At 70.7% G+C, this 14947-nt stretch carries 7 protein-coding genes; 4 read left to right on the top strand and 3 right to left on the bottom strand.

The features are described 5' to 3' along the window. Window positions 1-7 precede the first annotated feature (7 nt). Window positions 8-2116: a hypothetical protein gene (locus tag NQZ70_RS02230; RefSeq protein WP_129572748.1), complete on the bottom strand. Its 2109-nt coding sequence runs from the start codon at window positions 2114-2116 to the stop codon at window positions 8-10. Between the two features lie 458 nt (window positions 2117-2574). After that, window positions 2575-5883: a cadherin-like beta sandwich domain-containing protein gene (locus NQZ70_RS02225; RefSeq protein WP_165373757.1), complete on the bottom strand. Its 3309-nt coding sequence runs from the start codon at window positions 5881-5883 to the stop codon at window positions 2575-2577. Between the two features lie 553 nt (window positions 5884-6436). Here NQZ70_RS02225 and NQZ70_RS02220 point away from each other — a divergent pair. Further along, on the top strand, window positions 6437-7381 hold the full coding sequence (locus NQZ70_RS02220) for a hypothetical protein (RefSeq protein WP_129572746.1): 945 nt from the start codon (window positions 6437-6439) through the stop codon (window positions 7379-7381). 43 nt (window positions 7382-7424) lie between these two features. Here NQZ70_RS02220 and NQZ70_RS02215 read toward each other — a convergent pair whose 3' ends face one another. Continuing rightward, window positions 7425-8090 (bottom strand): hypothetical protein, encoded by a 666-nt coding sequence (locus tag NQZ70_RS02215; protein WP_237244935.1) that lies wholly within the window; start codon window positions 8088-8090, stop codon window positions 7425-7427. Between the two features lie 337 nt (window positions 8091-8427). Between NQZ70_RS02215 and NQZ70_RS02210 the strand changes: the two genes are divergently transcribed. The 3 genes from NQZ70_RS02210 (at window position 8428) to NQZ70_RS02200 (ending at window position 14921) form a co-directional block, all read left to right on the top strand. Next, window positions 8428-10626 (top strand): DUF362 domain-containing protein, encoded by a 2199-nt coding sequence (locus NQZ70_RS02210; RefSeq protein ID WP_129572745.1) that lies wholly within the window; start codon window positions 8428-8430, stop codon window positions 10624-10626. 106 nt (window positions 10627-10732) lie between these two features. Then, window positions 10733-11413 (top strand): regulatory protein RecX, encoded by a 681-nt coding sequence (locus tag NQZ70_RS02205; RefSeq protein ID WP_237244934.1) that lies wholly within the window; start codon window positions 10733-10735, stop codon window positions 11411-11413. 100 nt (window positions 11414-11513) lie between these two features. Next, window positions 11514-14921 (top strand): ATP-binding protein, encoded by a 3408-nt coding sequence (locus NQZ70_RS02200; protein ID WP_129572744.1) that lies wholly within the window; start codon window positions 11514-11516, stop codon window positions 14919-14921. The last annotated feature ends 26 nt before the right edge of the window (window positions 14922-14947 follow it).

The following is a 14947-nucleotide window of genomic DNA, read 5'->3' as shown; positions in this document are numbered from 1 at the left end:
GCTTCCTTCAAGGAGATGGAAGATATGCTTTCTTCCAGCGCTCCCATGCATCCTGCATGCTTCGGGTCCGTGGGTCGCGCGCGTTCTCTTCGAGCCAAGTGTCCTTGAACTTGCGCGCTTCCGCGCGGAGACGCGCATCTTTAAGATTATCCTTCTCGAGACGAGCAATCTTATCCCAGACCTCCGCGCCCTTCATCGCATCAGCGTCAGAAAACTGCATCGCGAGCACCCAAGGCGACGCAAGCCGGAGTTCGTGCTCATCATTCGCCGCGAGAGAAAGCAGGTCGCCAAGTGCCACCGGATTGAGCACGTCCCATGTCGTTTCGCGTTGCCTACGGACCTCGAAGTGAAGCCGATCCCATGTACAGAAGACGTACGCCACCCGAGCGTCTGCTTCCCTCCCGGAGAGCCATGCGAGGGTGGCCGCGTCATGGTCGATGACCACGCGCGATCGACCTTTCAGATCGCCGTCCCTCTGAAGAAAAGAAATCGTATCCTCAGCCCAACGACGAGACGATTTATCCGTTGGCAAGTCCACGCACCGAAGATGATACTGACCCAGCGTAGCTTCGAGGCGACGCATCAGCGTATCACGCGCGACATAGAAATCGCCTCGTGCCAGGGCTTCGTTCAGGCCAAAATCGCGCAGATACTCGGAGAACGAGCCAACAGCGTTCGAATCAGCGATCCGGATTGACACATAGTGGGCGACGAACGCATTTTCCGAAGCCCGCAAATCCGGATCGAGATCGATGATTTCTTGATAATTTCTATACGCTTCAATCAAATGCGAGGCGATCTCCTCTAGATACACCCTGGGGACCAGCGCACGAATCCGGTGCGCGAGCATCTGGTCATAAAGGTGCTGAGAGGCCACAAAGAGCTCCTGGCTCGCAGGGCCATATAGCAGGTTGCAGAGCATAGGCATAGATACCGGCGTATCTAGGACCACTTCGATGGTGTCACGTCCCTGGAGTGCCCGTACGAGGTGCGAGGTCTGGAGATCTAGCAGGTGTATCATCAGCTCCCCGGCAACGAGCTGCTTCCCGAAGGAAGAGCTGGAGGCTCGGTGCGCCAGCTCCTGCAGGAGCGGCTTGCGATTCTCGGCCGGAATGCCCAGCGACGCCAGCGTCGACTCAAGGCGACCCAGGCGGGTGCGCACTCCATCCATCATGCGGTCTTGGTGGCGTGTGATATCTACCTCGGCGGACATACCGGACGCAGTCGCCATGAGGAGAGCACCAAGATCGTTGCCAATGGCTTCGACAGCCACATCCCGGCTCTGGCCTTTTTTGCCGTATTGCGCAAGAACCTCTTCGATGTCGCGACGCAACGCCTCGGCATTCGCCTGCTGGATCGATTGCATAGCCTGTCGCGACGCCAGCTCTCGCTCTTCGATTCTTACCTTACCGTTCTTCCCGTGCAGGCGCCCCTCCTGCAGCAGGCGATCGATGGCACTTTGAACGAGAGCACGCTGATTCTCCGAGAGACCAAGGCTCACTGACACCTGATCGATGAGCGCGTCTCTATCGAGCTTGCCGCCCCCCTTTACCAGAGCCATAAAGATGGCTTCGGTGACCGCAGTCTTCCTGAACTCTCGCGCGTCGCTGCTGAAAAACGCACACGCATACGCGACGTCCCTACGCAAATCCGGTGGCAGCAAGGAAGCCGTCTCAGACCTTTGCAAGTGAATGCCATGCGCGGCCAGGATTTTCTCATGGAATCCCTTGTCAAGCGCGAGACCGGCGATATCCTGCTGGTCCATCTTCTGAACTCGCACCCCCGAGCTTCCAAGGATACGGTCAGAGATCCCTTGAAAATCAGTATTTGGAATACGCCTAGAGCTGACAAATAACAAGTCTGATATTCCCAGCTTGCTAGCCTTTTGGGCATCCTCCAGGAGTTTCGCGCTCCAGCGCTTCTCCGTGGAAACCTGGACCGCCATGGGCGCTCGGAGGTTGCCCACTAGGTACAGCAGAAAATCGACCCCGCCATCGTTCGGTCCGTCCGAGAGCGAAGGCTCGAACCCGCGCGCCCGCAGACAGTGGCGTGCAACCTCCCTCAGAGAGGTTGGATCGAGTGCTTCGACGAAAGAAGTCAGACCTTCCAGGCGCATGAGAACGGCCCCTCGCGGACTAGTGTAGCATAGTGTAATCGTCAGGTGAAGGACCTAACCGCTGGGCGGCCTTCAGGCGGCGCAGCTTGCCTCCACCAGCGACAACACGAGCGCACCCGGGCAACCAGGCTGCCCGGCATCCTTCAAAAGCCGTTGGCTTTCGCGAGCTCCCTGACGCCGACACGCCAACAGTGGGCTCGGGCTCGCACCGCAGTACCTCCGATGGCCCGTCGTGATGCGGCGCTGGAGGTACTTCCGTATGACTACTTGATGACGCTCTCCAAGCCAGCGCACAGCGCCATCCGTACACGCCTGGTGCGCGGACGGGGAGCCATGCTCGGGGTGTCTGCGCAACGCCCAGAAGTCACTGGCATCCGGCCTGCGAGCCGATGAGAGCACCGACCGCTCGCCTGAGGTTCCTTGTCTCCCCGGAGCGCTCCCTCGGGCGCTCGCCGCCGCTACCAGCTGGCGGTGTAGCAGGCGCCGCTGCCGTCGGCCGCGTCGTTCGCCCCGTCGCCGTCGACGCCGGTGGCGCTGCTGTCCTCCGAGGCCGCGGCGACGAGGAGCGTCGTGCCGGACAGGGCGAGGCGCGCCCCGAAGGCGTCCGACGCCCCGGTGTTCGACGCCTTGATGTACGCGTCCTGAGACCACACGCCGCCGGAGCGCTCGAACAGGTACGCCGCCCCGCTCCCGGGAGCGCCGTTGTCCGACTCGAGCCAGCCCCACTCCGTCGAACTGCTGTCCTCGCCGGGCGCGCCCACGGCGAGGAACTCGTTGTCGATCGAGACCGAGGCGCCGAACGCGTCGCCGCTCTCCGCGTTGGAGGCCTTGAGATAGGTATGCTGCGACCAGCTCGTCCCGCTGCGCGTGAACACGTAGACGGCGCCGCTCCCGGGCGCGCTGTCGTCGGCCTGCGCGCCGTTCGCGCCCGTCGCGGCGCTCGCCTCGCCGGTCGCGCCCACCGCGAGGGCGTGCCCGGAGATCGCGACGCTGACGCCAAACATGTCGCCCGCGCCGGTGTTCGACGCCTTCAGGTACGCCTGCTGGGTCCAGGTCGTCCCGGCGCGCGCGAACACGTAGACGGCGCCGCTCCCGGGAGCACCGTTGTCCGCCTGCGCGCCGTTCGCGCCCGTCGCGGCGCTCGCCTCGCCGGTCGCGCCCACCGCGAGCGTGTCCCCGGAGATCGCGACGCTCGCGCCGAACATGTCGCCCGCGCCGGTGTTCGACGCCTTCAGGTACGCCTGCTGGGTCCAGGTCGCCCCGGCGCGCGTGAACACGTAGGCAGCCCCGGCCTGCGACGCCCCGTTCCCCTGCCCCCCGTTCACGCCGGTGGCGCTGCTGTCCTCGGTGGGCGCGCCCACGACCAGGGTGTCTCCCGCGAGCGCCACCGCGTAGCCGAACTGATCCTGCGCCTCCGTGTTGGAGGCCTTGAGATAAGCCTCCTGAGCCCACACCGCTCCGCTGCGTCGGAAGACGTACACGGCGCCAGCGTTCGCCGCACCGTTGTTCGCCTGATTGCCGTTCACGCCGGTGGCGTTGCTGTCCTCGCCCCGCGCGGAGACCGCCAGGGTGTCCCCGGACAGGGAGAGGCTGTAACCGAAGTCGTCGTTCACGTCGGCGGCGCTCGGCTTCAGGTACGCCTGCTGGACCCAGGAGCCGCCGTCGCGCACGAACACGTACACGGCGCCGCAGTTCTTCGTGTTGTCGTTCTGGTCTCCATCGACCCCGGTCGCGGCGCTGTCCTCCCCGAGCGCGGACACGGCGAGCGTGTTCCCGTCGAGCGCGACCGCGAAGCCGAACTGATCTCCCGCGTCCGTGTTGGACGCCTTGAGGTACGCCGAGGCGACCCCGCCGCGGAGGACCACCACGCCGTAGGTCGTCACGTCCCCGCTCGGCGCGGTCACCTCGATGGTGATCGCCGTGCTCCCGCCCTCGATCAGCGGGATGGGCGGCGAGGCGCTCCCGGAGGCGACGGAGATCCCGTTGACCGCGATCGTGGCCCCCTCGGCCGACGCCGTCGGCGTCACCTCGATCGAGGCGATTTGATCCTCGACGGACACGACATAGAGCCGCGACCCAGGATCGAAGGCCGGGCTCAGCGCCCCGCTGGAGACCGCGAGCCCGGAGAGGCTCGCGTCCGCGCTCGCGCACGCCCCCGCGACGCACGCCTCGCCCGCGCTGCACGTCACGCCCGCGCGGGCCCCCGCGCAATCGCCGGCGGCGCCGCAGTAGGTCGCATCGGTCGAAGGGTCGACGCAGGCCCCGCCGCACGCGACGAGCGGCGGCGCGCACGAGGCCTCGCAGGCGCCGTGGGTGCAGATCTCGCCCGCGCCGCAGATCGCGCCCGCGTCGCTCCCGGCGCAATCGCCGCTCGCCCCGCAATGGTCGCGGTCCGTGGCCGGGTCGATGCACGTCCCGTCGCACGCCACGAGCCCGCTCTGGCACGACAGCTCGCACCGCCCCGCGCCATTGCAGATCTCCCCCGCCGCGCACGCCACCCCCGCGTCGCTCCCGGCGCAATCGCCGCTCGCGCCGCAGTGGTCGCGGTCGGTGTCCGGGTCGATGCACGTCCCGTCGCACGCCACGAGCCCGCTCTGGCACGACAGCTCGCACCGCCCCGCGCCATTGCAGATCTCCCCGGCCGCGCACGCCACCCCCGCGTCGCTCCCGCGGCAATCGCCGCTCGCCCCGCAGTGGTCTCGGTCCGTGTCCGGGTCGATGCACGTCCCGTCGCACGCCACGAGCCCGCTCTGGCACGACAGCTCGCACCGCCCCGCGCCGCTGCAGATCTCCCCGGCCGCGCACGCCACCCCCGCGTCGCTCCCGCGGCAATCGCCGCTCGCCCCGCAGTGGTCTCGGTCCGTGTCCGGGTCGATGCACGTCCCGCCGCACGCCACGAGCCCGCTCTGGCACGACAGCTCGCACCGCCCCGCGCCACTGCAGATCTCCCCGGCCCCGCACGCCACCCCCGCGTCGCTCCCGGTGCAGTCTCCGCTCGCCCCGCAGTGGTCGCGGTCCGTGTCCGGATCGATGCACGTCCCGTCGCACGCGACAAGCCCGCTCTGGCACGACAGCTCGCATCGCCCCGCGCCGTTGCAGATCTCCCCGGCCGCGCACGCCTCCCCCGCGTCGCTTCCGCGGCAATCGCCGCTCGCCCCGCAGTGGTCGCGATCCGTGTCCGGGTCGATGCACGTCCCGCCGCACGCCACGAGCCCGCTCTGGCACGACAGCTCGCACCGCCCCGCGCCACTACAGATCTCCCCGGCCCCGCACGCCACCCCCGCGTCGCTCCCGGTGCAATCGCCGCTCGCCCCGCAGTGATCGCGGTCCGTGTCCGGATCGATGCACGTCCCGTCGCACGCGACAAGCCCGCTCTGGCACGACAGCTCGCACCGCCCCGCGCCACTACAGATCTCCCCGGCCCCGCACGTCACCCCCGCGTCGCTCCCCGTACAGTCTCCGCTCGCCCCGCAGTGGTCGCGGTCCGTGTCCGGGTCGATGCACGTCCCGTCGCACGCGACAAGCCCGCGCTGGCACGACACCGCGCACTCCCCCGCCCCGTCGCAGAGCTGCCCCTCCTCACAGGAGACGTCGCACGCCCCGCAGTGGGCCGCGTCGGTGGCGAGGTCGGCGCACACATCGCCGCACAATGTCTGCCCCGTCCCGCACTGGGGTGCTCCGCCGCTGGTCTCCCCGGGGGAGTCGCTCGAGCAAGCTGCGAGGAAGAAGGCGAGACCGAGGAAGAAGAAGATCCGCACATGGGGCATGGTCAACCTCGATGGGGAGCCGCGGCTCCGCCGGTCGAACCAAGGTCGGAACGGACGATTTCGCTGGACGAGGACCCGTGATTCGACGTGATGCCTGGCCGGTGCGCTCCGACGCCGGATCGAACGCGGCATGAGGCGGCGCAGCGCCGCGCGCGCTCGGAGAAGGAGCGAGCGTCGAGACTAGACGATTCACGCCCGGCGAGGTCAACAGGAACGACGCGCCTCGTCCCGGCGCGACCTGCCGGCGCCCGCCGCCGCGTCGCGCGCGGCCTCCCCCTGGATTGCGCCCGACCACCCCGCGGGCGCGGCGTCGCGCCGTGGGCCGGCGCCCGCGCCGGGCGCATCCGGGGCGACCGACGGCGCACGCGGCGAAGCAGACGAACGCGGCGGACGGCATTCCGTCGGTGCGGCCGACGATCGCCACACGGGCCCTCCGCGCCCCGGCGCGGCAAAGCAGCTCCCGGCGGCCCCGCGGGGCTCATCCGCCGACAGCATGGAATAAAATCGCGGCGGCCCCGATGCCGGGGAATCGGGGACGACACACCCTGTCGCCATGATTCGACTCGGCTATGTCTGTCAGTCGCTCGGAATGCCGGAGCCCTCGCTGAAGACCGCCCAGCTCGGGCGCTATCTGAAGGGCCTGGTCGATCTCGCGCCGATCTACGGGTACAACGCCGAGTACGTCCGGCGGTCGATCGCGCACTCGGCCGGCCTCGGCCTGACGGCGCACCGCATCTCCAGCGACCTCTTCCCGCTGCTCGACATCGCGCCGGGGGCGCGCATGCTGGTGCCGGATCTGCGCTCCGTCCGCCGCGCAGCGGAGCGGGGCGGCGTGCACCTGTCGAATCATCCGAGCCAGTTCGTGGTGCTCTCCTCACCGCACGACGAGGTGCTGCTGAACTCGCTCGCCGTCATGAACGACCAGGGCTGGGTCATGGATCTGCTCGGCGCGCGGGGCTCGATCACCCTGCACGGCGGCGGCGTCCACGGCGATCGCGGGCGCACCGCGGCCCGGCTGCGGGCGGGCATCGCCCGGCTCGCGCCGCCGGCGCTCGCGCGGCTCGCGCTCGAGAACGACGAGCGCTGCTGGACGGTGCCCGAGCTGCTCGAGGCCACCGGGGGCGAGGTGCCCATCGTGTTCGACAACCTGCACTGGGCCGCGAACCCGCGGAGCGCGCCCTTCGAGGTGGAGCTCGCAGGCGCCCTCCGCAGCTGGCCGGCCGATCGGGTGCCCGAGCTCCATTACAGCGAGCAGCGCAACGGCAAGCCGGCCGGGGCGCACGCCGAGCACATCACCGGGCGCGGGCTGCTCCGCTTCTGCGAGGAGGTCGCGGCGGCGTCGGGCGGCCGCGAGGTGGTGATCCTCGTGGAGGCGAAGCAAAAGGATCTCGCCCTGATCCGCGCCCTCGGGGAGCTGACCCCACGGCAGCGGGCGCGCGTCGAGGCGCTCGTCCCGGGGCTCTCCGTCGCGCGGCCGCAGCACGCGTGCTCCGCGTGATCTCACGACGCCGGCCTGGAGCGGCTCCCGCGCGCGCCGCGGCTCACTGCTTCGTGAGCCGCATGTAGCTCTTCGCCTTCCCCGGAGCGTCGCCTTCCTCCCCGGCCTGGAGGGCCATCGTGAGCGAGGATCCCTCCACGCAGAACGGCACCTCTTCCGGCGCCTCGCCATTGTCGGGCGTGACCGTCAAGCTGGTGCCGGAGACCGACCAGGTGCCCTCTCCCGTCGTGGTGGTCTCCTCGAGGACCAGGGTGCACGCGCAGCCCGCGCCCGCGGCTACACACGACGCCGAGGAGAAGGTGGCGACGCCTTGCGCCAGGAGCTCCTGCATGACCGCGTCGAGCTGCGCGCACGTGAGCGTGACGCCCTCCATGGTGAGGCACGACGGCGGGTACACGACCTTCATCGGCCCTTCCATCGTGGATGTCGTGACATAGGTGCTGTCGGGCTTGAACTCGGCCGTTCCGACCATCTCGACGCCGCTGATGTCGATCTGCGCGTCGCAGCTCTCGGTGAGCTCCGCGAACATCGAGGGGTCGAGGCACGTCTCCTCGATGGCCCACGACCCGGTCGGGTCCCCGCCGCACGCCGCGAACGCTCCGCAGGCGGCGCCCCCGCCATCGCTGCCGCCGTCGTCGTCGCCGCACGCGGACAGCGAGAGCAGGGATGCCACGAGCAGGATTGAGCACGTAGGAAAACGGGATTTCATGAGTTCCTCCAGGAAAGGTCATCAAGAGAGCCCCAGGCCCCTCCGCGCGCGGCGCGGCGGCTGTCATGGCATGGGAAGCCGCGCCTCCGATCGCGCCGTCACGGCAGCGCGGCTTCCGGACAACAAGGAATCGAGGCTCGTCCTCTGTACGCATCCGGGCGGCGGATCCCTTCCCACCTTGCACGTCGCCCCGCCGGGTCGGTCGCCGGAGCGGGCGTCGTCGTCCATCCCGCTCACGCCCTTCCAGACACGCATCCGGCGACAGCGCGGCAAGGCGCGAGCCCCTCGACATTCTGCCTTCACCCGGGCGCCGTTTCGCTCCATCGTGCTCGCGAGGATGAACCGGACACCGACGATCCACGGCCGCCGAGCGCGGCGCTCTTCCTGCGCGATCGCGGCGCTCCCGGCGCTGCTCGCCCTGCTTTCGGGCTGCGACGACCGACAGCCCCAGCCGGCCGGCGGCCCCGGCGACGGCGGGCCCGCCGCCGCGCAGCCGGCGCCCGACGCGGCGCCGCCGGCCTCGGTCGCCGCGCCCGCGCCGCCGGCGAGCGCCTCCTCGTTCGCCGCCGCCTCCGCGCACCCCGCCGTGCCCACGGCCGTGCCCGCCGCGTCGAGCGACGTCGTCGCGGGCGCCTCGCAGCGGTACGACGCCGGCCCCTCGGTGATCGCGTCGGACAGCATCGACGGCGCCGCCCTCCGGAAGCGGCACGTCGAGCGCCTCAAGGCCGACGGCTCGCCCGTCACCGTGCTCCGCGGCGAGGGTCCCCTGGAGCTCGGCAAGCGCATCTGCGAGGCGGTCGTGCCCCGCCGCCCCGCGGCGACCCCCGTGCTCCTCAAGCCGAACCTCTGCGGGTTCGACAGCGTGAAGGACCCGGCGAAATCGAAGGGCGACGACGGCGTGACCGGCCGCATCACCCAGCCGGAGTTCGTCCGCGGCGTCGTCCAGTGCCTCAAGGCGCGCGGGCACACGAAGATCACGATCGCCGAGGGATGCGGCCACTCGCACAAGTTCTGGAAGGATCTCGTCCAGCGGACCGGCTATGAGGCGATGGCCGCGGAGGAGGGCGCCGCGCTCGTCGCCATGGACGACGACGGGGTCTTCGACGTCGCCGGCGACAGGCCCGGAAAGCCCCTCGCCATCCGCGGCATCGAGGCGAGCCACGTCCCGACGCTGCTCATGCCCAAGGTGCTGGCCGAGCACCTCGATCGCGGGCTGTTCCTGTCGCTCCCCCGGCTCAAGATGCACCGGTATTCGGTCATCTCGGCCGGCATCAAGGGCATGCAGGGCACGGTCATGCTGTCGGACAGCGCGCCGGCCTACAAGCAGAAGTGGCGAATGCACCGCGAGCTCAAGCCGTACCTGGACGCGAAGGCCGCCGGCCAGGAGGACCGCGCGCTCTACCTGTCGTCGCTCCGCGTCTTCGCCGAGCGGCTGGTCGACGTGCTCGAGATCTCGACGCCGGACGCCGTGCTCGGCGACGGCGCGCCGGCGATGGGCGGCGACGGCTTCCAGCTCCTGCGCCCCACCGCCGAGATGGTGGCGGTCGGCGGCACGAACCCGGTGCGGGTCGACCGGGTGGTGGCCGAGCTCCTCGGCGTGTGGAACAGCCCGGCGCTCGCGCGCGAGCTCGGCGGCCACCGGACATCGCCGCTCATCGACGCGGCGGCGAAGCGCTTCGGGATCGATCTCAAGGCGACCGAGATCACGGGAGACGGCGCCGACCTCCTGAAGGCCCCGAGGCCGGTCCACTACAAGGCGATGGCGCCCTTCCGGCTCGACTGGGAGCCCGGGCAGGCGCCTTTGCCGGGCGGCGGGCCCGCCAGGGGGTCAGAGCCCGCGCCGCCGCCCCCGCAGGCGGCGCCCGGGGGCGCGCCAGACGGCGGGACGGCCGCGGGCCCGGCGAAGCCGGAGGCGCGCGCGGCTCGGCTCCCGCCCGGAGCGCGGGTCGTGCTCGACGGGAAGGCGGACGACCCTGCCTGGGGCCGCGCGACGGCCGTCGCGTGGGACACCGATTACGCCGGCGAGCGCACCGGGTTCCCCACGCGGGCGCGCTTCCTCTGGTCCGAGGCGGGGCTCCACGCCCTCTTCGAGCTCTCGAACGCGGGGCTCGACACGGATCGATCGAAGCCGGTCGGCGAGGAGCGGAAGGGGCTTTACAGGGAAGACTGTATCGAGCTGTTCCTGACGCCCGATCCGGGCGCGCCGAAGCGGTACTTCGAGGTGGAGATCGGGCCGTTCGGCCACTTCTTCGATATCGCCGTCGACCGCGGCGCGCGCCTGGAGGACACGGCGTGGTCGAGCGGCGCGACGATCGCGGCGCGCCAGAGCGCGGAGGAGCGCACGGCCGTCATCGAGGCGCTGCTCGCGGCGCCGGAGATCGTGAAGGCGCTCGCCCCGAACGCGCGGCTGCCCATGAATCTTTACCGGATGGAAGGCAAGGAGCCGAGGCGCTACCTCGCGTGGAGCCCGCCCCGCACGAGCAAGCCGAACTTCCATGTCCCCGAGGCGTTCGGCGTGCTCGTGCTCGATCCCTGAGCCGACCGCCGAGCGACGAGCCAGCGGGCGCCTGGCCGCGGCGGTCGCCGGGCCTGCCGGTCGCCGGGCCCGCCGGGCGCCGGGTCGAAGCGCGCTTGCAGCCCGCGTGGGCTGCGCCATCGTGCTCCCGCGCATGCCGATCATCACGGGGATCGTCCCCTCGCCGGACAAGCCAGGCCACGTCGTCATCCTTGTCGACGGGGTCGCCTTCGCCACGGTCCCCGAGGCGAGCGCCGCGGGCCTCGCGCCCGGGCAGGACAGCCCCGCCGCCGGGGCGGAGCCGCCCCGGAGGGCCGCCGAGGGCGAACAGAAGACCTACGAGCGGGCGCTGCGGCTCCTGTCGTTCCGGGCGCGGTCGGCCAGGGAGCTGGAGAAGCGCCTGATCGAGAAGGGCGAGCCACGGGAGCACGTGGCGACCGCGATCGCGCGGCTCTCGGCGAACGGGCTCCTCGACGACGCGCGCTTCGCCGAGGCGAAGGCGCGCTCCGGCATCGTGGGCAAGCCGCGCTCGCGCCGCAGGATCGAGCAGGACCTGGCCCGCAAGGGCGTCGCGCGCGACGTGGCCGAGGCGGCGATCCGGCGGGTGATGGCCGACGAGGGGACCGATGAGCTCGCCGTGGCCGAACGGGCAGCGCGCAAGAAGCTCCGTTCCCTCTCTCGCCTCGATCCGATGGAACAGCGGCAGAAGCTCTACGGGTTCCTGGCGCGGCAAGGCTACGCGCCCGACGTCGTGCGCCGGGCGCTCCGCGCGGTGCTCGACGCGCCGCCCGAGGGCGAGGACGGGTAGCGCGGCTGCCCCGTCCGCCGCGCCCCGGGCCGCCGATTCACCCGGAGCGCACCGGTCTTTCTGCTCTTCTCCGGCCACCTCCCGCACGCTACAAGGAGCCATGTCGCTCAAGCAGGAGGGCCCGCCGCCCGATCGCGCGGACGCCCACGCCGTGCTCGCCGGCGGAGGAGAGATGGGCGCGCGCATGCGCGCGATCGACTGGTCGAAGACGCCGCTCGGCCCGGTCCCGTCGTGGCCGCAGAGCCTGAAGACGTGCGTGCGCATCATCCTGACCTCGCGCCAGCCGATGTTCGTCTGGTGGGGCGACGCGCTCATCAACCTCTACAACGACGCTTACAAGTCGATCGTCGGCGGCAAGCACCCCGAGGCGCTCGGACAGCCCGCGTCCGTGGTCTGGCGCGAGATCTGGGGCCAGGTCGGGCCGCGCGCCGCGTCGGCGATGCGCCGCGACGAGGGCACCTACGACGAGGCGCTCCTCCTCATCATGGAGCGGCACGGCTACCAGGAGGAGACGTATTACACGTTCTCCTACAGCCCGGTGCCCAACGACCAGGGCGGGACCGGCGGGATCATCTGCGCCAACACCGACGACACGCAGCGCATCATCGGGGAGCGGCAGCTGGCGCTCCTCCGCGACCTCGCGGCGCAGACCGCGAACGCGCGCTCGTGGGAGGACGCGTGCGCGCACGGCGCGCGCTCGCTCGCGACCGACGCCAAGGATATCCCGTTCGCGCTCATCTACGTCGTCGACGCCGACAAGCAGCGCATGCAGCTCGCCGGGACCACGGGGATCGAGCGCGGCCACGCCGCGGCCCCGGAGACGATCGCGCTCGCGGAGGGGTCGATCTGGCCGATCGCCGAGGCGCTGCGCGAGCACGAGGCCTGCCGGGTCGTCGAGATACCGCCCGACGTCCGGGATCTCCCGACCGGCGCGTGGTCGAGGCCCCCGGCGCGGGCCGCCCTGCTCCCGATCTCCCCGTCGGGCGAGACGGGGAGATCGGGGGTCTTGATCGTCGGGTTGAATCCGTTCCGCCTCCTCGACGACGACTACCGCGGCTTCCTCCACCTCGTGGCCGGCCAGATCTCGGCCGGCATCGCCAACGCGCAGGCGTACGAGGAAGAGCGGCGGCGGGCGGAGGCGCTCGCCGAGCTCGATCGCGCCAAGACCACCTTCTTCAGCAACGTGAGCCACGAGTTCCGCACGCCCCTCACGCTGATGCTCGGGCCGCTCGAGGACGCGCTCGCGTCCTCGAAGCGGAGCCTGTCGGGCGCCGATCTCGACACCGCCTACCGCAACGCGGTCCGCCTCCTCAAGCTGGTGAACGCGCTGCTCGACTTCTCGCGCATCGAGGCGGGCCGGATCCAGGCGTCTTACGAGCCGACCGACCTGTCCGCGCTCACCGCGGACCTCGCCAGCGCCTTCCGCTCCGCGATGGAGCGGGCGGGCCTCGCCTTCGAGGTCGACTGCCCGCCGCTGCCCGAGCCCGTCTATGTCGATCACGACATGTGGGAGAAGATCGTGCTCAACCTCCTCTCGAACGCGCTCAAGTTCACGTTCGAGGGCACGATCGCGATCTCGCTCCGCGCTCACGGCGATCGCGTCGACCTCACCGTGAGGGACACGGGGACGGGCATCCCGGATCACGAGCTCTCGCACCTGTTCAGGCGGTTCCATCGCGTCCAGGGGGCGCGGTCCCGCACGCACGAGGGGTCCGGGATCGGGCTCGCGCTCGTCCACGAGCTCGTCCGCCTGCACGGCGGGACGATCCAGGTCGCGAGCCAGGTCGCCGAGGGCACGTCCTTCACGATCTCCATCCCCCTCGGGACCGCGCACCTCCCGCAGGACCGCGTGAACGCCCGGCGGACGCTCGTGTCGACGGCGACGGGCGCGGCGCCCTTCGTGCACGAGGCGCTCCGCTGGCTGCCCGGGGCGGAGCCCGACAACGACGTCGCCCCCCTCGCGCCGGCGGGGCTGACCTCGCCGGTGGACGCCGCGCTCGCGGCGGGCCCGGCGGCGCGGATCCTCCTCGCGGACGACAACGCCGACATGCGCGACTACGTCGGGCGCGTGCTGCGCGAGCGGTGGACGGTCGAGGCGGTCGCCGACGGCGTCGCGGCGCTCGATTCGGCGCGCGCATGCCCGCCCGATCTCGTGCTCACCGACGTGATGATGCCGAACCTCGACGGGTTCGGCCTGCTGCGCGCGCTGCGCGCCGACGAGCGCACGAGGAGCATCCCGGTCATCATGCTCTCCGCCCGCGCGGGCGAGGAGTCGCGGGTCGAGGGGCTCGAGGCGGGCGCGGACGACTACCTCGCGAAGCCGTTCTCCGCGCGCGAGCTCGTCGCCCGGGTCGCCACGCACCTCCAGATCGCGCGCCTGCGGGCGGCGGCCGAGCGCGAGCGCGAGAAGCTGTACGACCTCTTCATGCAGGCGCCGGTCCCCATCGCGGTGTTCGTCGGCCCCGAGCACGTCTACGAGGTCGCGAACCCGCCGTACTGCGAGATGCTCGGCCGGACGGAGATCGTCGGCAAGAGCGTGCGCGACGTGTTCCCGGAGATCGGCGAGCACGAGGTGATCGCGACCCTGGATCGCGCGCTGAAGAGCGGTCAGCCGCTGCACATCATCGAGCTGAACATCCCGATCGTGCGCGGGGGCGTGGCGAGCGACGCCTTCTTCAACTACGTCGCGCAGCCGCTCCGCGACCCGTCCGGCGCCGTCACGGGCGTCATGGTGGTCGCCTTCGAGGTGACCGATCAGGTGCTCGCGCGGCGCCACATCGAGCAGCTGAGCCAGCACCGCGAGGAGCTCATCGCGGCGCTCGCGAAGACGAACCAGGAGCTCGATCAGTTCGCCTACGTCGCCTCGCACGACCTCAAGGCGCCTCTCCGGGGGATCGCGAACCTGTCGGAGTGGATCGAGGAGTCGCTCGCGGGGAAGATGGACGACGAGACGCAGGAGCAGATTCAGCTCCTGCGCGGGCGGGTGCGCCGCCTGGAGGCGCTCATCAACGGGATCCTCCACTACTCGCGGGCGGGGCGCGTGCGCGGCGGTCTGATCAGCGTCGATACCGGCCAGCTGCTCGCCGAGATCGTCGAGCTGCTCTCGCCGCCGGCGGGCGCCCGGATCGAGATCGCCCCCGGGATGCCGACGCTCGTCGCGGAGGTCGTCCCGTTGCAGCAGGTGTTTCAGAACCTCATCAGCAACGCCCTGAAGCACGCGCGCCGGAGCGACCCGCGCGTCGAGGTGACCTGCAAGGACGCCGGGGCCTTCTACGAGTTCGCCGTCAAGGACAACGGGCCCGGCATCGCGCCCGAGTACCACAGTCGCATCTGGGACCTGTTTCAGACGCTCGAGTCGCGCGACAAGGTGGAGGGCACCGGGATCGGGCTCTCGGTCGTGAAGAAGATCGTGGAGAGCCGCGGTGGGAGCGTGGGGGTCGCGTCGCACCCCGGCGAGGGAGCGACGTTCTTCGTGCGCTGGCCGAAGCGTGCGAAGGAGGAGGCGTGAGCGCGCGAGAAAATCGATTCATGGGA

The sequence above is a fragment of the Sorangium sp. So ce836 genome (genome assembly GCF_028553905.1).
In the GTDB taxonomy this organism is placed as follows: Bacteria; Myxococcota_A; Polyangia; order Polyangiales; family Polyangiaceae; genus Sorangium; species Sorangium cellulosum_D.
This window is presented reverse-complemented; position numbering and strand designations above follow the sequence as displayed.